The sequence below is a fragment of the Alteromonas sp. 5NS40-0096 genome (assembly GCF_057544385.1).
The window spans coordinates 208,192-225,374 of record NZ_BAAJLQ010000004.1 but is presented as its reverse complement, the minus strand read 5'-3'; the positions used below and the strand labels follow the sequence as shown (position 1 = coordinate 225,374).

14 protein-coding genes are annotated in these 17,183 nt (G+C 45.4%); 10 read left to right on the top strand and 4 right to left on the bottom strand.

Annotated features, from left to right (window positions below):
• Positions 1–31 precede the first annotated feature (31 nt).
• Complete coding sequence (locus AC27G9_RS13610; protein WP_487074976.1) at positions 32–742, top strand: heparan-alpha-glucosaminide N-acetyltransferase; 711 nt, start codon at positions 32–34, stop codon at positions 740–742.
• Here AC27G9_RS13610 and AC27G9_RS13605 read toward each other — a convergent pair.
• Positions 734–1,522, bottom strand: a complete 789-nt coding sequence (locus AC27G9_RS13605; RefSeq protein ID WP_487074975.1) for an MBL fold metallo-hydrolase — start codon at positions 1,520–1,522, stop codon at positions 734–736. The two genes, AC27G9_RS13610 and AC27G9_RS13605, sit on opposite strands and share 9 nt — an antisense overlap.
• Before the next feature lie 60 nt (positions 1,523–1,582).
• On the opposite strand from AC27G9_RS13605, the gene AC27G9_RS13600 reads away from it, so the two are divergent.
• Positions 1,583–1,924, top strand: a complete 342-nt coding sequence (locus AC27G9_RS13600; RefSeq protein WP_487074974.1) for a MerR family transcriptional regulator — start codon at positions 1,583–1,585, stop codon at positions 1,922–1,924.
• A 420-nt stretch (positions 1,925–2,344) separates the two neighbouring features.
• Positions 2,345–2,836 carry a nuclear transport factor 2-like protein gene (locus tag AC27G9_RS13595; protein WP_487074973.1) on the top strand — a complete coding sequence of 164 codons (492 nt, stop codon included), beginning with the start codon at positions 2,345–2,347 and terminating at the stop codon, positions 2,834–2,836.
• 32 nt (positions 2,837–2,868) lie between these two features.
• Here the strand turns inward: AC27G9_RS13595 and AC27G9_RS13590 are convergent, their stop codons facing one another.
• From AC27G9_RS13590 to AC27G9_RS13580, 3 genes are read right to left on the bottom strand one after another with little or no spacing between them, the layout of a single operon-like run.
• The gene (locus tag AC27G9_RS13590) at positions 2,869–3,243 is read right to left on the bottom strand and encodes a YybH family protein (RefSeq protein ID WP_487074972.1); all 375 of its coding nucleotides are present in this window, start codon (positions 3,241–3,243) and stop codon (positions 2,869–2,871) included.
• A 26-nt stretch (positions 3,244–3,269) separates the two neighbouring features.
• Entirely contained in the window at positions 3,270–4,703 is a 1,434-nt protein-coding gene (locus AC27G9_RS13585) for an alpha/beta hydrolase family protein (protein ID WP_487074971.1), read from the bottom strand.
• Positions 4,700–4,915, bottom strand: coding sequence for a hypothetical protein (locus AC27G9_RS13580; protein ID WP_487074970.1), 216 nt, complete (start codon positions 4,913–4,915; stop codon positions 4,700–4,702). The genes AC27G9_RS13585 and AC27G9_RS13580 overlap by 4 nt, the downstream gene beginning before the upstream one ends.
• A 140-nt stretch (positions 4,916–5,055) precedes the next feature.
• Here AC27G9_RS13580 and AC27G9_RS13575 point away from each other — a divergent pair, with 140 nt between their 5' ends.
• The 7 genes from AC27G9_RS13575 (at position 5,056) to AC27G9_RS13545 (ending at position 16,992) form a co-directional block, all read left to right on the top strand.
• Positions 5,056–5,427, top strand: a complete 372-nt coding sequence (locus tag AC27G9_RS13575) for a GntR family transcriptional regulator (RefSeq protein WP_487074969.1) — start codon at positions 5,056–5,058, stop codon at positions 5,425–5,427.
• 10 nt (positions 5,428–5,437) lie between these two features.
• Positions 5,438–6,274 (top strand): hypothetical protein, encoded by an 837-nt coding sequence (locus AC27G9_RS13570; protein WP_487074968.1) that lies wholly within the window; start codon positions 5,438–5,440, stop codon positions 6,272–6,274.
• 404 nt (positions 6,275–6,678) lie between these two features.
• Entirely contained in the window at positions 6,679–10,371 is a 3,693-nt protein-coding gene (locus tag AC27G9_RS13565) for a DUF4132 domain-containing protein (protein WP_487074967.1), read from the top strand.
• Positions 10,365–11,477, top strand: a complete 1,113-nt coding sequence (locus AC27G9_RS13560; protein WP_487074966.1) for an ATP-binding protein — start codon at positions 10,365–10,367, stop codon at positions 11,475–11,477. The genes AC27G9_RS13565 and AC27G9_RS13560 overlap by 7 nt, the downstream gene beginning before the upstream one ends.
• Positions 11,452–13,851, top strand: coding sequence for a DUF5682 family protein (locus AC27G9_RS13555; protein WP_487074965.1), 2,400 nt, complete (start codon positions 11,452–11,454; stop codon positions 13,849–13,851). The genes AC27G9_RS13560 and AC27G9_RS13555 overlap by 26 nt, the downstream gene beginning before the upstream one ends.
• Entirely contained in the window at positions 13,844–14,971 is a 1,128-nt protein-coding gene (locus AC27G9_RS13550) for a VWA domain-containing protein (protein WP_487074964.1), read from the top strand. The genes AC27G9_RS13555 and AC27G9_RS13550 overlap by 8 nt, the downstream gene beginning before the upstream one ends.
• A complete protein-coding gene (locus AC27G9_RS13545; protein ID WP_487074963.1) occupies positions 14,968–16,992 on the top strand; it encodes a hypothetical protein in 2,025 nt (674 codons plus the stop codon). Before AC27G9_RS13550 ends, AC27G9_RS13545 begins: the two co-directional genes overlap by 4 nt.
• Positions 16,993–17,183 lie beyond the last annotated feature (191 nt).

Here is a 17,183-nt window from a genome sequence, read left to right as displayed (position 1 = left end):
GTTTTAGCAGCCTTGCCAAAGGACATAGACAATGACATCAACAACGCGTGTATGGTGGGTTGATTTGGTAAGAGGTATCGCTTGCCTTAGCATGCCGATATTTCATGTGGTGTATAACCTTCATAGCTATGGTTTTACTGATGTCGCCTACAACAAAATGCTGTTTTGGAAGGTATGGCAGACCACTGGCCTCAGTACTTTTATATTCGTTTCCGGAATGGCGTTTATTCTGAGTACTAAAAAGGGGATACGTTGGCCACGGCTAACAAGAAGAGTACTAAAACTCGGTGCATTGGCACTACTCATCACGGCTTCCACATACATTGCCATGCCGGGAAATTTTGTGCGATTTGGAGTACTTCATTTCTTTACCCTGACCATCCTGCTAGCACCACTTTGTTACCGCTACCCAATGTTTAACCTTATCGTCGGTATTGTCATCATTGCCTTCTATCAATGGATGGGGAAACCTGGATTATGGCCGGAGAGCTGGCTATACATCACGGGAATGATGAGTGAACGCCCAAGATCAATGGATTATGTGCCTCTCACCCCATGGTTTGGGGTATTCCTCATTGGGCTGAGTTTTGGCACCTATATCGACCAAACTCAGCAACGCCGCCATCCTTCACGTTGGATGCGTCCCATCATCTGGTTGGGGCAGCATTCACTGAGTTTTTACTTTATTCACCAAGCACTGATTTATGCTGTCATGATTGGTGTGAAACAGTGGTTACTCTAATGCCAATTGGCTGAGTGATAGTTCCATCGTTTCACCGTCATGGGGAATGCGGTATCTATGTGCCACACCAGAGTTATCGAGCAAACACCTTAGGTCGCTGCGACTAATTCTGCAGTGGTCCAGAGCCTCCATATGGTTGCAAATGATAATTCCAGTACTCAGTTCAGATAGCTCCAAAATTTCACTTTCATCGAGTAGCAAAGGTGCGCCTATATCAAATTGCGCTTTACCCGTTGGGGCGACAATATAATCAGGTTGCTTTTCGCGAATAAAACTCCGAATCGCATCGGTTAGCACCGTATCCCCCATTAAGTAAACACTTGGCTCATCCCGAAGTGCAATATAGTAGCCCGTGCCGTGTTCCATGAAAGGAGTGAGCCAACCTCTGTTATGTGTCGCAGGGATCAGCTGAATGCTGCCGTCAAAAAATGCATTGTGCTTATCGGCCAGTACCTTTGTCTCAATCTGTTTCTTCTGTAAGTAGCCGTTGTCTCTGGAGGTACAAAACGTAGGGATTTGCCGTTGGGCTAACCAGCGAACTCCAGCTCTATCTAGATGGTCAAAATGGCCTTTTTGACAATGTGTGATCAAAGCGAAATCAATTTCTTCAGCAATACGCGAAAAACACGTGGGTAAATCAACCAAAGGGTTTCGTTTGTCACTTTTGAAATATCGAAGTTTTGGTAATTTAGATTGTCTCGCCAGCATAGGGTCGACAATCATTTTTCCGTGTGCGAATTCAATCACAATTGTAGCGTTTCTAATCTGTGTAATCTTCATAAGTACTCCTTTTTTGACTATGCTAAAGTGTGGAGTAACTCAACAGTCAATCTATACTTTATGAAAATTCGTGAGTTCGAAAAAAAATCCGGATTACCCAGAGATACCATCCGATACTATGAGGATATTGGGCTATTGGCTGCGCCACGTCGCAGTGCCAATGGTTATAGAATCTACACGCACGATCATTTGAAGGCGTTGCAGTTTATTACACAGGGTAAGGCCATCGGATTTTCTCTGAAAGAAATTCAACAAGGGCTTCAAAGGTATGGAGAACTGGGCCACTTGTGCCCTGAGTTTAAAAACGCGCTAGAAGAGAAAAAACGTGCTTTTGAACAAAGAATACGGCAAGACAAAGCGGCCATAGTACAAATACAAAAAATGTTAAAAGCACAATCGTAGACAGGTTTTCAAGCTTGCACATAAGATTGCGGTAGTAAGTAAACTGAGCACAAAAATGACCCGTTTTTTACTCCGGCGATAAACACAAAGCGCATTTTACGCAGATTGCACATCACCAATAACTATAGCTACTCACATAATTATTCCCAATACAAATGGCGAATGACTAACTGGGTAACCTGTTGTATCTTATTTTCTAACGTTCCACTGTGGTATTTTTGCTGTTAAGAACCTCAATATCTTTGGTCGAAATCGTCACAGTTAGCCCGCATTGAATACGCTAAAAAAAGCGCAAGATAAAAGAAAATAACATTTTAATTTCAGTAAGTTAAGACAATCCTATATATCTGCCACTCATCGCACTTCAATGTTAAAAAATGACGCGATCCGTTAAAATAATGCTTTGTTAAAGGAGGGGATATGAAAAGGTTTGCGACGCTATTACTTCTCGCTTCGACCACACAAGCGATGGCCAATACACATTGTAATGATCAATGTCAGTCTGCACTGATCAACGACTATTATGCAAAGATAAATCAGGCAGTTATTCAGGATTCAACTCCCGAAAATGTCGAAGATTTTCTGGCAGTTCTGCATGACGATGTTACCTATCTTCACGAAGAATATGAGGCGAAGTTTGACAAGGATATTTGGCGAAAAGCATTTCTGCGTCAGATGGATTTAGGCCGTTACGATGATACGGTTGCGTCAAATACCCAGGTGATTTCAATCATTCATGGTTACCAGACAGCCGCGGTAGAATTTGTGAGCCGATATCGCAATCGCGATGACGCCGACTTCAACTCAAGCCCAACACGTTTAGCCATTTTTAAATTTAAAGATAACAAAATCGTGTTTATTCAAGATCATTGGTACCACATCGCTGAACAAGCGCCAGCTCAAAACCAATAATAAAAAAGCCGGCAGAAATGCCGGCTACACGTTCAGTTAATAATACAGTCATGTCCGTATGAGTTGTCTACACAGCAATACCATTTGTCTTTCACTTTTTTAAAAACGTAGGTTGCATTCCTCATTTCATTCCCACGGTTTGGTGCCATAACGACGGTTTTTGCCAGTACTAAAGCCGTCTCTTCCGTTTCAATAATATGCATGCCTTTTTGGGTAACACTCAATCCATTCTGAAAGTAGTCCGCTATTTTCTGAAACGCCTTTTTAATGGCGACTTTGCCTTTGACCTCCTGATTCGGCGTGACAACTAAAACTGCGTCTTCAGTGTAATACGCCATTAACGCATCAAAGTCTTCGTCGATAATCGCCTTGTCACATGTGTGAATAATGCTTTCAATTTCATGCATGCTTTATATTCCTACTGTCACAAAAGCTAACGATTAACTCGCTTTACCCAACGCGCAATAACGTCCATAACATGGGGAGAAAACGTCGTTTCAATAGAAACGTATTCCGTCATTAGGCCTGTTTTTGCAGGTTGGAAAAGATGGTTCAGTGACGGAAAGCGCTCAATGCGATTCATCGGATGTTTGCCTTTCAGTAGCTTTTCATACACAGCCAAATTAGCCGAGGCCTCTAACTGAGTATCCTTTTCACCGTGCAGGGCAAGCACAGGAATAGTTAATTTAGAGAGGTAATCGCTAGGGTTGTGCTGTAGAAAGTATTTGGTCCATGGTGAGCTAAGTTGTTCGACCCTCGCACTCGACAACGTCCCACCACCTATCGCTACTAGGTCTTGTTGGGCACTTTCTGGCAGAGACGCCCAGACTCGCTGATAGGTTGTCTGTAGCGAGTCGGCTAGCTCTGTTTCACTATTATTTTGCAAAACAGTTTGGTTTAAACTCTTAGTAATTTGGCTGCCAGCACGTGCGCTTTCTTCACTCAATCCAGCGAAACGGAGAGAATCATAAATTTGCTGAACTGCGATGTCGTCACCAATTAAACCAGGCCCCGCGAGGGAGACAATAAAGTTAACATTTTTGTTTTGACTCGCGGCTATTGGTGCAATCAACCCACCTTCGCTGTGCCCGATGAGGCCAACGGCGTTAGGGTCAATACGAGGATGTGACAATAAAAAGTTTACGGCTGCATTTGCATCATCAGCGAAGTCCAGACTGGTGGCTTGAGCAAAATTTCCCTCTGAACCACCAATGCCTCTATCGTCAAACCTGAGAACAGCAATACCTCTTTGAGTTAAGTAATCAGCCAGCACCCAAAATGTTTTGTGGCCCATGAATGTTTGGTCACGATCTTGTGGCCCTGAGCCAGTAATCATCACTACCGCCGGTACACGTTGGGCTCCAGTCGGAAGTGTTAGCGTTCCAGCTAACCTAATTCCGGCTTTATGATTCTTAAAAGCGACAAACTCTTCGTCGTATGCATAGGGTTTAGTTGGATTTTGTGGGCGTGAAATTGCCGTTTGAGATTGACTAGTTTTGGATTTGGTTAAAACCAAAGGTAGTTCATTTGGGCCTTGTTTCCATACACCTTCCATTTTTGCGCTATCGGCAGAATACGTACCTACATATACCGCTTGAGCCGCTGAGACTTCAAAACGGATATTTCCGTCGTCGTAGGCTACCTCGCTAACAGGGATGTTTTTTGCACCTTGTGCTGGGCTATCGAGTGTTGCTGTTAACTCACCTTTTTCTAGCTTTACATGAAAAATTAGCGGGAATTCTTGCACGCCAGCTTTCAAACTGCCGGACCATGAACCAACAATATCTTCACTAGAATGTGCTTTAGCGCTCAACAACAGAATCACACTCAGCACGGTCAAACCGATCTTTCTGAACTGAGTAATCATTCGGATGATCCTTCTTGGTTAACCAAATTTGGCTTTAATCTACAGCTCCTTCTACTTTGGATAGTTTGCGTCGAAACATATGCCAACACTGCCAGCAAAAAGAATTTATCGGCATAGTCGTGCTCGGCAGTAATAAACGCGAGAACGACTAATGCAATGGCCCATATCGCCGAATGTAACAAGTCAGACTTAGACGTGCTTTTACATTTCATTTTAATCTCCTACTAAGTACAGTTGTACTATTAATTCAAGTGGTACATTAAAAATATAGATCACATGTACTATTAAATCAAGTGGTACAACTCAAAGGATTTGATATACTGTGTGTAAAACTCGTTGAAAGGCAGACCCAATGGATATCGAGATCGATATCGAAAGTGACGTTCCAATATTTACGCAATTGATCGAACAAATAAAAACCGGCGTTTGCAGTAATGCGCTGCAAGAAGGCAGTGCCATTCCTTCTATCCGAAGATTAGCGAAAGATCTTGGCATCAACCCCAATACGGTTTCCAAGGCTTACAAACTATTGGAAAGGGACCAAATCATCATTGGGAAAGGCTACAGAGGGACGTTCATCAATGAAAATGCTAAACAATACTGTGAAATTGACCTGAGTAAATTAGCCCGAGAAACGCTGCAAGAAACCATACAATCGCTGCGTTCGACAGGGCTAACAGACTCGGAGATCAGAATCGCATTCAACGAACTGATGAAAGACTAGGCGATATAAAATGAAAATTGATTATTTGCATATAGCGGTCGTTGTGTTGTTTTTCATCCAACTGTTTTCAATTTCTATTTATGTTTCCCTTCAATGGCGGGCAAATCGAACGCAACTGTTTGCTAACTATCCACAATCTCACTTCCCCAATTTATACGTGCGACCTGAAAGTGAAGAACTAAAGCGCTTGTCACATCGCAAACGACTCGATTATTTTGCGGCTTTTATCGGGTTGATAGTACTAACATTATCACTAGTTTTTCGGTTTGATACTGTGACACTCAGTCGGAGTATGATAATGGTTGCTGGTATCCAAGTTTTGCCGCTCTTGTTGTCAGGGTATTGGTGCACCAAAAACAGCCAAGCAATGAAGGCGCGCTACCCCGAAAAAATAAGACACGCCACTTTGGGCGAAGGGGAGAAAAACACGATTTTTGCGGCTTTTTCGAGCGTGTCGGTCATCCTATTCGTAATCTGCTTGATTATCGCAAATATGGTGAACGGTTCGATCCAAAACTCCGACATTGTTTCTAATATAGAAAAACTAAGATGGCTTAATGTCTTTATGTTTATCGTGATGTCAGCGATGATTTTATCGGCGCTTTATGGCAAAAAAACCGATAATTTTGCGACTCCGTCTGAGTATGAAGACCGACGCAGAAGTAAGTTGAATTACCTTTCTATATCATTTTGCATCTTCCAGATATTTATCTTAATCATTATCGCAGCCAAAGTGTTTGACCTTAATAGTGTATTTATTGCAATGCTCACGAGTCTCATCGTTCAAGGCATAATCCTGTCCACGAGAGAGCAGTATTTTCCGATAAATCCACATGTGTACAAATAGATAAGTAAAAAGCGGGCTCTGTCAGGAGTTAAAAATGATTGTAATATTTGGGTTAGTCTCAAACGTGATATTTGGCAGTCGATATTAAACCTAAACGAAAATGGGGCAGTTACCTGCCCCTTTTCGTTTCTAACTATAATTAACGTCTACAAGTGTCATCTGTAAACTACAGTTGGAAAGTTGGATCGAAGGTTTTAGCCGGAGCCCCTGTCTTATTTTAATTGTGGGCGGCGTAGGTCACATCGAATGGTTGGTCCGGGCAGAAAATCTGAATGACAATATCGTTGAATTGATTGCTGTCACCGGAAAATTCCCTTGATTGATCGCTTCAAATCATTCACTGTCTGAGCTTCAAATACACCTTCGAAGTTTAAATACCTGTGGCTTATATAAGGAGATAAAATATGGCTTTTATGGACAAATTAAAGTCGAAGTTAATAGGTGACCCCGTAACTGCCAGCGTGAAAGGCACCCTTGCTCCTGTGGGTAAAAATCACCATGCTCTCGCCGAAAAGGCAGCAACCTTTATCCTTACCGGCGATGAAACCAATGTGTTATTAGATGCCAGAGCCATTAATTTCAGCGATGGAAAATCACTGTTTGGCGATATTGCAGCTTCCAAATATCTGAACCGCCAAAAGAGCTTGTCCCTTTGTAAAGCCCGTTACAGTCTTTATCAATTGGTGGAGAACAACACTTGTCCGCCTGAGATGTTGGTCAGAATGGGGAAGTTCTTTGCAGAGCTGTTACACGATGACATTGACAAGCATACAGATGCTGATTTTCCCGATTGGTTGCATATCCTGCTGACAGACTGGCTTTATTACGTTACCAAGGAAAATGCCAATTACGTCTACATGGAGAGCGACCTTAAGTACATCAATTTTTCACTGAATTTGCATTCGGCAGTATGCAAAGCTGCTGATTTGGACCCGGCTTATTGGACCCGCTATGTATTTGATTGTCGACAAAGAGACAGCTACTGGGGATTTAGGGAATACCTCAATAAATATGCAACGCTCCCGGAGTTTCGAAACTTCTTTAGCCACCATCAAGACTACTTGACCAGCAGTGTATTTCCGAGCCTAAGCGCTAAAGGTAAAGCTGAATTTTTAAGCTTTATTGCAAAAATGAATTTAGATACCGAATTACAAGACTTTGTGCTCAGAGTTAGCGTTGACAAAAGCAAGCAAGTGCGCTCAGAAGCCGCCAAAATGTTCCAGAAACTGTCAAAAGACAAAATCATTGAAGTGTTGACCCCATTTTTGTTTGAAGGTAATGCCCTAGAGCGAAAAGAGTCGGCAACTTTCATCAATCAGTACTGTGGCAAACCAGCAGAAGCCTTGCTCAAGTCAGCGCTGGAAAAAGAGAGCACAAAAGCTCAAAAGGCATACCTAGAAATGCTGTTAGGCACTCAGGTAGACGAACCCGAAGGTGATCGGGCAAGTTTTCCTCCACTCCCTGACTACAAGCCACTTGACGCAGAAAACAAAGTCAGTGATGAAGTGGCACACATGATCTACGAAAATATCGAAAAAATTCAGGCGAAGCAGCGAACAATTACTGTTGAAAGCAAATGGCAAAAGGAGCACCAAAAGAAAATTCTGGCGCTTGGTAAAAAAGATGCAGTGGAAGTGATTGATGTCCTCAATGGGGAATCCAGTGCCAAGCATGATCAATACACGATGTCTCAATTCGTCAACTGGGACAAAGTGTTTAAACACCCTAGCGTCCAGATCACCAATATTCTCAACCTTTATAAGAATGAAAAAAACAACCACGGGCGTTATCACAACGGCTTTACCGGCGGCGTTTTTTATCAATGGTTTACGAGTGCCTCTGGAGGTATCAGTGACCTGCGTGCGCTCGATGACCTGCTCAAACTGAAAGGGTGGCCTGAAGACCAGATATACGTTGAAACGACCCACTCCCATTGGCAAAAAAATATTCTGATAAGGCAGACTCCTGAAGACGGTATATGGCCATTATTTTCAACTCAATTGGACTCAATTCTGGCAAGTTTCCAGGAATTCAACAAAGATAGCTACACCGGCGTTTGCTTAGACCGCGTATTGGAAATCCTGGCGACCTTTCCAGTGTTACCCACCTCTATCCAGAGTCAATTGCTGACAATTGCCCTTGGCGAAAGTAAAACCTACCGGTTGCGTGCTCAAGTGCTGATGGAAAAGATTCCCGACATCAATAAGAAAGTTGTGTTCGCTCTGAAATCGAATGCCCAGGAAGTCAGAATGAATGCCGCACGCTGGCTAGCCAGAATCAATAATGCCGATGCGATCCCAGCACTTCAGGAAGCGCTGAAAAAAGAAAAACGCGAAGCCGCACGCGCCACTTTCCTGGGTGCTTTAGAGAACTTAGGTAAAGACATTTCGTCTTTGCTGACACCGTCCGCATTACTCAAAGAAGCCGAGGCCGGACTGAACAAGAAAATCCCGGTCAGTTTGGAATGGTTTCCCTTTGACAACTTGCCAATTCTGCGATGGAAATCCGGCCGTAAATTAGACCCCTCCATTGCCAAGTGGTGGATTGTGTTGGCATGTAAATTAAAAGATCCTGGTGGTAACGAGCTCATTGTTAAGTATTTACAGTTACTAAGCCCTGAATCCGCAAATGCATTGGGCCGTTTTGTGATGAGTGCATTTATAGCGCAAGATACCAAGAGAACTGCCTACGAGGATGCACAGGCCTATGCCGTTGCGCACGGGCCAAGTTTGTTTCAACATTATCAGAATTGGGCAAAACAAAGTTGGGGCGAAGACTACAAGGGAAAAACACTGGAAGACGCGATTACCGCAGTACGTAATGAGCAGTTGGGTACGTATCTGGGAAGTGCAATTAAAGATAAAGGAATCTTGTCGCTGTGCACATTAATGGACGGTGCGGAAGCTGTCTCAGTGCTGCGTCAGTACATGAAGGAGCACTATACCCGTAGGGCGCAGATTGAGTCGTTTCTCAAAGCGATGGCACCTAGTAATGACTCACTTATTATTCAACTATTACTCTCCGTATCCCGTCGCTACCGAACTAAATCTGTTCAGGAGCTGGCACGCGAACTGGTCGAAAGTATTGCACAGCGAAACGGTTGGAGTCCTGAACAATTGGCTGACCGCACTCTGCCTACAGCCGGTTTTGACAACCAGGGCATGTTAAACCTCGACTTCGGTTCGCGGCAATTCAAGGTAAAATTAGATGCCACAATGAAACCCGTGCTGTTTAATGAGTCGGGTAAGGTTATCAAGTCACTGCCGCAGCCTAGACAGTCGGATGATCCTCTATTGATCAAAGAAGCAAAAGCGTCATTCAGCGCCTGCAAAAAAGAATTGAAGCAGGTAATTTCGCTAACTACCAGCAGGTATTATGAGGCCATGTGTGCCAATCGCAGCTGGCCAGTAGAGGAATGGCGGGAATACATTTACCAACATCCACTCGCGAACCGTCTTGCCCAACAGCTCGTCTGGCAATGGCAAGACGACCTGCGGCAGACGTGTTTTCGCATAACCGAAGACAATGCATTGATTGAAGTTGATGACGAAGACTTCACGCTGCCCTCACATGGCAAAGTATCTATCACACACCGCTCGTTGCTCACGCAACCTCTGGCTGACAATTGGGTTGCACATCTTAAAGATTACAAGATCAAAACCTTGTTTGGTCAGTTTACGCAGCAGATTGTTGAACACTCTTTCGATGAAGATACAACAAAGCTCGATCAATTCAACGGTTACGTGTCCGACAGCTTTACCCTTCGAGGAGTATTCACCAAGCTAGGATACCAACGCGGCCAGGCAGAAGATGGCGGATTCTTCTACACCTATCACAAAGCGTTTCCGGTTTTAAATATTGACGTAATGGTTGTCTTCACCGGTAATTGCTTACCCGAAGAAAACGTGACAGCTGCGCTGAACTATATGTGTTTTCGCAAACACGATCCAAACCGCTCATGGTTTGACGAGCGAAACTTGCTTGTGCTCAACGACATACCGCCAATATTGTTTGCAGAAGCAATGTCGAACCTGAAAGCGGTTGCCGACAAAACAGCAGGCTTTGATCCTGATTGGGAGAAAAAAATTCCATGGTAATCCCAGCAAACACTGAGACTGAAAATCGGCATATAAAACTGCCTCCCGAACAGCTCTATGCCGCTGAGTTACAGCGGCTTGCCGAACATGATGAAGGCCCAGTTCCGCCCGGTTGGAAACTAAGTCCCAAAGCTGTCCGTTCCTTCATTCTGGGTGATGATCAATTGAACATCAGCAAGAAAATTTATGCCAATGACAGTCTGGTAGAGCGCGCTATTGTTACGCTGATCGGTAACCAAGGATTAATGTTAGTGGGTGAGCCCGGCACCGCCAAAACCCTGCTATCAGAATTGCTGGCAAGCGCTATCAGTGGAGACTCGCGCCTAACAATTCAGGGGACCGCAGGTACGACTGAAGATCAGATCAAATATACCTGGAACTATGCTTTGTTGCTTGATGAAGGGCCCACAGAAAAGGCCCTGGTACCTGCCCCGGTCTACGAAGCTATGCGACAAGGCCAACTGGTGCGTTTTGAAGAGATTACACGCTGCTCGGCTGAGGTACAGGATTCTATTATTTCAATTTTATCTGACAAACAGGTTCTGGTGGCCGAATGGGGTGAAAAAGGGCGGTTGTTAGCGCAAAAAGGATTTAATGTGATCGCCACTGCTAACCTTCGCGACAAAGGGGTCAATGAGATGTCATCGGCCCTTAAGCGACGATTTAATTTTGAAACTGTGTTACCCATCGCGGATCCCGCTTTTGAAACCGAATTGGTGATGCAGGAAGCAAACAAGCAGTTTTCGTGGCTTGATCAGGATGTCACAACTCCGGTAGACCTCGTGTCTATGATGGTCACGGTATTCCATGAAATGCGCAGCGGCAGGGCCCAGAATGGTACCCAACTCAAGGAACTCAGCTCGGTAATGTCGACAGCTGAAGCGGTAAACGTTGTGTATTCCGCAGGCTTGCAAAGCGTGTATATGGGAGAAGGTGTTATTACCGCAGATGCTCTGGCATCACAGTTCTGGGGTGTCGTGGTGAAAGACAACGCGGATGATATAAAAAAAGTTTCCCATTACTGCTCGACAGTCGGTGTTGAGCGAGCCCGTAAAGATAAGCATTGGAAAGGCTTTGTAAATGCCATCGGAAAACTTGCCCCATAACATAGCAGAGATAACCAAAGCTCTAGAGCAACAGGCTCAACGGTTGTGGCAGCCAGATCTGTACTTTGTCCCTATCCGCCACCATAGTCCGGCCTGCGCCCTGGCGTTGCTGGCACTAATCAGTGAAATAAAACCAAAGACTATTTTAATAGAGGCGCCGCGGGATTGCGCGGCGCTTATTCCTGCATGCCAGGACGAAGGGACGCTCCCTCCGGTGGCTATACTGAGCCAACGAACGGACCAAGACACGCTGCATTCAGCATTTTTCCCGTTTTGCGAATATAGCCCCGAATGGCAAGCAATCAAGACTGCCAAGCAGATTGGCGCGAAGGTCAGCTTCATAGACTTGCCCTACAAAGAGAGGCAGACGGGAGAGCAGGAACAATTGCTGGACAACATGTTACAGGAGCGTTACCTGCAACACAGCGAGTTTCTGCTCGGAATTGCCCGAGCACAGGGCTGTCTCGATCATCAGGAAAGTTGGGAGGTCATGTTTGAGCAGCGAGATACCCATAATTTACAGGATTGGCGTACTTTCTTTGAAGATGTATATGCATACTGTGCGCTAGCTCGTCATGACTATCAGCCCTCCGAACTGGAAGCCAGCGGAGATGCAGAACGTGAACAGTTCATGCGACAAAATATTTACGCTACCGAGCATCAGGGGCCTATTGTAGTGATCACTGGCGGTTTTCACACCCCAGCCTTGCTGGAGGCGAAAAAAGAAAAGGCCATTAAACAGCCGGCTGGCAATAAAAGCGACAACTGGCTAATTCGCTACAGCTTCGATCAGATGGACGCGCTCAATGGCTACAGTGCCGGCATGCCAACACCGAGTTACTTTCAGCGCCTTTGGCAACTCCATCAAGGAGAACAAACCGATCCGCTGTTGACAGCAGCAAGTGAAATGTTGGTACAGATTGCTCAGGACAATCGCGACCAGAAGTTAAATCAATCTATCAGTACCTCTGATGCAAAAGCGGCAAGCGTAATGTTACACGGTTTGGCAATGTTGCGTGACCGCCGGGGTCCCGGGCGAAGAGAAATATTGGACGCAGTGCAAGCCTGTTTTGTTAAGCAGTCTATTAATGAAAGTATGCAGCTGTTGAGTGATGCCAGACGCGTTTTATGTGGTGATACGCTCGGCCAGCTTAGCGACACTACCGTCAAACCACCACTGATCAATGAAGCCTATAATAAGGGTATCCAATTGGGCTTGTCGTACGATTCGACACTCAGTAAAACAATTTGCCTCGACATTTACTCAAACGAAAGACATTTAGCTATCAGTCGCTATTTTCATCTCATGAATTGGTTGGATGTAGGGTTTTGTGCAAAGCAATCCGGACCAGATTTTCTGCATGGGCAGCAACTAGGCCTAGTAAAAGAGCACTGGCAATATGCCTGGAGTCCCCTGGTAGAATCCAGTCTGTTGCACTTGCAGTTCCGCGGGACCAGTTTAAAGGCAGTGGCGCTCGAAAAACTCGGCCTGACAGGGCAGCATTTACAACAAAGTGGTCAGGGAAATCGCTCAAACCTGGCGACCGAAACCCTGTTGCAGGCTAGCCTGCTGGGGCTTCACAAAGAGGCCAGTATTCTGGCAGCCTATCTAAGTAATATTATCGTGTCTGACGAAGATTTAATGTCACTTGCCGGCTGTGGTCAGCAACTGCTTAATCTGGAAAATGGCAAAGCCTATCTGCAAAGCGAAAAGCTGAATGTCGATATAGCGAATCTCTATCGTCAGTGTTGGCAACAGATGATTTACCTGTTAAACCGTCTGGAAACCCTTAAAGGTGAGGCTGCAATATCTCAGGCTAAACCGCTGTTGGCGATTGATAACCTTTACCGGCAAAACAACCCAGTTGAAAATGCTTATCTCAGCGCAGTGACAGATTTGCAACGGAACCGGACCTGCCATCCAACGCTGCGTGGTGCCTGTGCCAGTATATTGTTCCTGCATGGTGAGCTGGACATTGATCAGTTAAATCAAATACTGGCGCAGACAGTCCATGCCCACCAGCCAACGGATCAACTTATTCAATTTCTCACTGGGTTGTTGGGTGTGGCGAGAGAGCTGACCTGGCGGGTACCAGAAGTATTGCAGCAATTGAACAATCTACTCAATGAACTGCCGGAAGACAGGTTTCTTGAGTTGCTTCCGTCGTTAAAGCACCTGTTTACTGATTTAACTCCCCTTGAAATTGACAATGTCGCCAGACAACTGAAAGCCATTAATCAGCGCCCCGAGATGAATCTGGATAAAACACACGCAGTACTTACGCCGACTCAGATTGGAGCCTTGCAAACCCTTGAGACTGCATCGCTTGAACAACTTAAACAGGATCCGATGGGGGCGTGGTTAAGTGAATAACACAGAACGTCGCTGGCGCCTTTTGCTGGGTAAGTTATCTGATAAATCATTAGCCTCTAGCCCACTAAGCAAGCAAGATCAACGTCGTCAACATGCCCTCGACTACCTTTACAACAGGCAATATCAACAGCGTGGCTTTGATTTGGGTGCTGGCCGCCAAGGTGGGAATAGTAGCGATTCCGCACCCGTTATGTTGGACTGGTTGTCTGGGTTACCAGAGCTTTTCCCCGAATCGTCCTGTAAAACCCTGTTTACCGATGCCATTGAAAAATTTGATATGACGGCCTTGTTGAAGGATCCCGGTGTGCTGGAAAAAATCGAACCAGACCAGAAGATGCTTGAGTCCATGATGCTGCTCAAAGGCAAGTTGAGCGCTGAAGTATTGGCCCAGTTGCGACGACTTATTGCCAAAGTGGTGGAGGAAATTCAGGCGAAGATAAAGATGGAAATCGACAGTGCATTTTCAGGCCGTCGCAATCGCCATCAACGTTCTTATCAACCTATTGCAAGTAACTTTGACTGGCAAAAAAGTATTCGGCGTAACTTGAAACACTATGACAAAGAGCGTCGTAAACTCATCCTAAGTGAGCTCTATTTTAATCGTCGAGTGAAAAAGCAACTTCCGTGGGACGTTGTGTTGTGCGTGGATCAGAGTGGTTCGATGGCGTCCTCGGTGTTGTACGCAGCGATCATGGCAGGGATTTTGTCGGCTTTGCCCGCAGTCAATGTCAAATTGGTGGTTTTTGATACCCGCGTGGTGGATTTGTCACACATGTGCAGTGATCCGGTTGAGACGCTGATGACTGTTCAGCTCGGTGGCGGCACGGACATTGGCAAAGCCCTGTCTTATTGCGAGTCTTTGGTTCATACACCACAACAAACGGCTGTTGTACTGATCAGTGATTTTTACGAAGGATGCAGTGAACAACAGTTGATGCAAGTTACCAAACGACTGGTTGAAGCCAAAGTTACGCTACTTGGTTTGGCATCACTGAACGAAACGGGTGGTGCATTATATGACCACCAGATGTGTGCAAAGCTTGAAAAAGTCGGCATGAAAGTAGGCGCCATGTCGCCGAATCGCTTTGCTGAATGGTTGGCTGAGGTGATGGATTCATGAGCTGGCGTGAACGTCTGACAAACTACGATGCTGATGTACTGGCCGACTTAACTAGTCCTGGGCTTGTGCGCAGAGCCATAAAGGCTTCTGCTAGATCGACAATTACCATCGTCGAAGATACACCCAAACAGGGAACAGTCCAGTTGGGCGAGCATCAGATGGTCTTTTTTGATACACACCTTGAGAAAGCGCAGTGTACGTGTAGTGCTATTCATTTATGTGTCCATATTGTCTCCACCGTATTTTATCTAAACAGCCACCGTGGCGAAGAACAGCAGCAAGAGCCAAAAGACTGTAGCGCCTTGTCACCATTAGAGGAATTGCGTGAAACAGTTGTGCAGAGTTTGTTTAAGTGGGCGGGCAAGTCCAACACCGCGAAATGTGCCCTCTGGTGGCAGCAAAATGAAAATTGCAAATGCGAAGTAGCCGTCTCAAAAACTTCTGCTGACATTAAATTGAACAGTGGCGAACAGTGTCGCTATGTGCTCGGCCAGGGGCTAGATGGAATCGTAACTGAAGCGTCACAGAGTCAGCGGAAACAACGCATCTTGCGATGCCTTGTAGCATGGCAGCATTCCACTTCACAAGCGATAGATTGGCCCCTTGAGTGGCTGGATACGCCATCATCGGAATTAGATGTTGGGGATCGCAAGCTGATTGGTGACATCATTGAACAACTCGGCCTTGTGCTAAAAATGGGCATCATGCATATACCGGAACAGATACCGCAACGCATACGGAACCTGGCATGGGGTAGCCGGGCCGAGAGGCTGCCGCGCTTGACGGGTAATTTATTGCGATTGGCTGAAACCCTCGAAAATCAGGTCAATGCGGGCCCCAAGGGTGATAGCCATACGGTCTTGGACAAACTTGGTCAATGCTGGATGCTGGCAGAGGCTCTGCTCGCAGCGGAGAATCATGAGCAGTTAAGCCAGCTCAAAGGATCGTTGCGACGTCAGTACACTCAATGCTCTCTCGGGCATCTGTGGTTATGTGCTGCAACCCCCTACCATAGTCAAACAGCCCAGGGACTTGAGTTATTGTTTTGGGATGTGGAAACAGATCAACCCTATGTGGTCAATATCGGTCGTTGGGGTGTATCTGCGTCGTCATTCAACTTGGAGACCACATTGTCGTCAGCTATCGGTTGGCAAGGCAGTAAATCGCCACAGGGATATCTTGGAAAAGTGCTGACACTATCCGCCTGTAAGGTCAGTGACGATAAGCGCATATCGACTTCCTCGACCACCAAAGTTGAGAATGAGTTTTCTGCCTACACACACGTCCAGCAAATTCGAAAATGTAGTGTGTCAGACTGGCAAGAACTAACGTCTGTTGTGGCAAGGAGAATCAGCCAACAACAGGACGTATTCGCGCTTGTGCAACCAACCAAAACAACCCCATTTGAGTTGGATACTTACACTCAGACTTGGACTGCGTGGATTCAGGATGAACATCGTCGTTGGCTGCCACTGTCGTTGCCTGCGGACGAACATTTCAATCAATGGGTAAAGACCTTCAACCGAATACTGGAAAAAGAAAAACGCCCCATTTCCTTCATCACTTTAAAATTGATAAGCAGCGCTGGTCAGTATCAATTGCGCCCGTTATCTGTCGCATTGCTGGACAAGGATAGGCTTCAGACTGTGCAACTGAGCTTTGATCATCGGACCCATAAACCTCGCTCACTTTTGAGTAAGCTGGTGTCGTCATCGCCCAATGTGAAGTCCGAGCAACTCCACTCAGTCTCTGAAGACACTAGCGAAGCCAGCGCGTTGCTAGAAAAAGTAGATGACGTACTATTGGCCAGGACCGAAATCGGCATGGATTGCCGTTACACTAACACGGCGAAAACACAAAAACTGATTGAACAATTGCAGTTGGCAAACCTAAATGTACTTACCAAACGGTTTATTACAGCCTTGAATACAGATCAACCTGTAGAGTTAATCAAGGCGCAACTGTTGGTTAAGGTAATGCTCAGACAAGGCGCTATTGCTCAACTAGTTAAACAAGAATGAATCAGGCGCACCAAAAAGCTAACACGTTGCGACTCTTCACTTTTAGCAAACATTACAGTGCAAAAGGGTCTTTATGCGAATTCAGGTATTTTTGTAGTTATTCAATGTCTACTTTGTAGAATTGCTCGCATTTATTCTGTTGTTGTTCATCATCAGAAATTGGCGAAAAGCGAAACTAGCAAAACAAAAAA

Coding starts and splice junctions, on each gene's coding strand:
- AC27G9_RS13610 (WP_487074976.1), top strand. CDS start 32: ATGACATCAACAACGCGTGTATGGTGGGTTGATTTGGTAAGAGGTATC.
- AC27G9_RS13605 (WP_487074975.1), bottom strand. CDS start 1,522: ATGAAGATTACACAGATTAGAAACGCTACAATTGTGATTGAATTCGCA.
- AC27G9_RS13600 (WP_487074974.1), top strand. CDS start 1,583: ATGAAAATTCGTGAGTTCGAAAAAAAATCCGGATTACCCAGAGATACC.
- AC27G9_RS13595 (WP_487074973.1), top strand. CDS start 2,345: ATGAAAAGGTTTGCGACGCTATTACTTCTCGCTTCGACCACACAAGCG.
- AC27G9_RS13590 (WP_487074972.1), bottom strand. CDS start 3,243: ATGCATGAAATTGAAAGCATTATTCACACATGTGACAAGGCGATTATC.
- AC27G9_RS13585 (WP_487074971.1), bottom strand. CDS start 4,703: ATGATTACTCAGTTCAGAAAGATCGGTTTGACCGTGCTGAGTGTGATT.
- AC27G9_RS13580 (WP_487074970.1), bottom strand. CDS start 4,915: ATGAAATGTAAAAGCACGTCTAAGTCTGACTTGTTACATTCGGCGATA.
- AC27G9_RS13575 (WP_487074969.1), top strand. CDS start 5,056: ATGGATATCGAGATCGATATCGAAAGTGACGTTCCAATATTTACGCAA.
- AC27G9_RS13570 (WP_487074968.1), top strand. CDS start 5,438: ATGAAAATTGATTATTTGCATATAGCGGTCGTTGTGTTGTTTTTCATC.
- AC27G9_RS13565 (WP_487074967.1), top strand. CDS start 6,679: ATGGCTTTTATGGACAAATTAAAGTCGAAGTTAATAGGTGACCCCGTA.
- AC27G9_RS13560 (WP_487074966.1), top strand. CDS start 10,365: ATGGTAATCCCAGCAAACACTGAGACTGAAAATCGGCATATAAAACTG.
- AC27G9_RS13555 (WP_487074965.1), top strand. CDS start 11,452: ATGCCATCGGAAAACTTGCCCCATAACATAGCAGAGATAACCAAAGCT.
- AC27G9_RS13545 (WP_487074963.1), top strand. CDS start 14,968: ATGAGCTGGCGTGAACGTCTGACAAACTACGATGCTGATGTACTGGCC.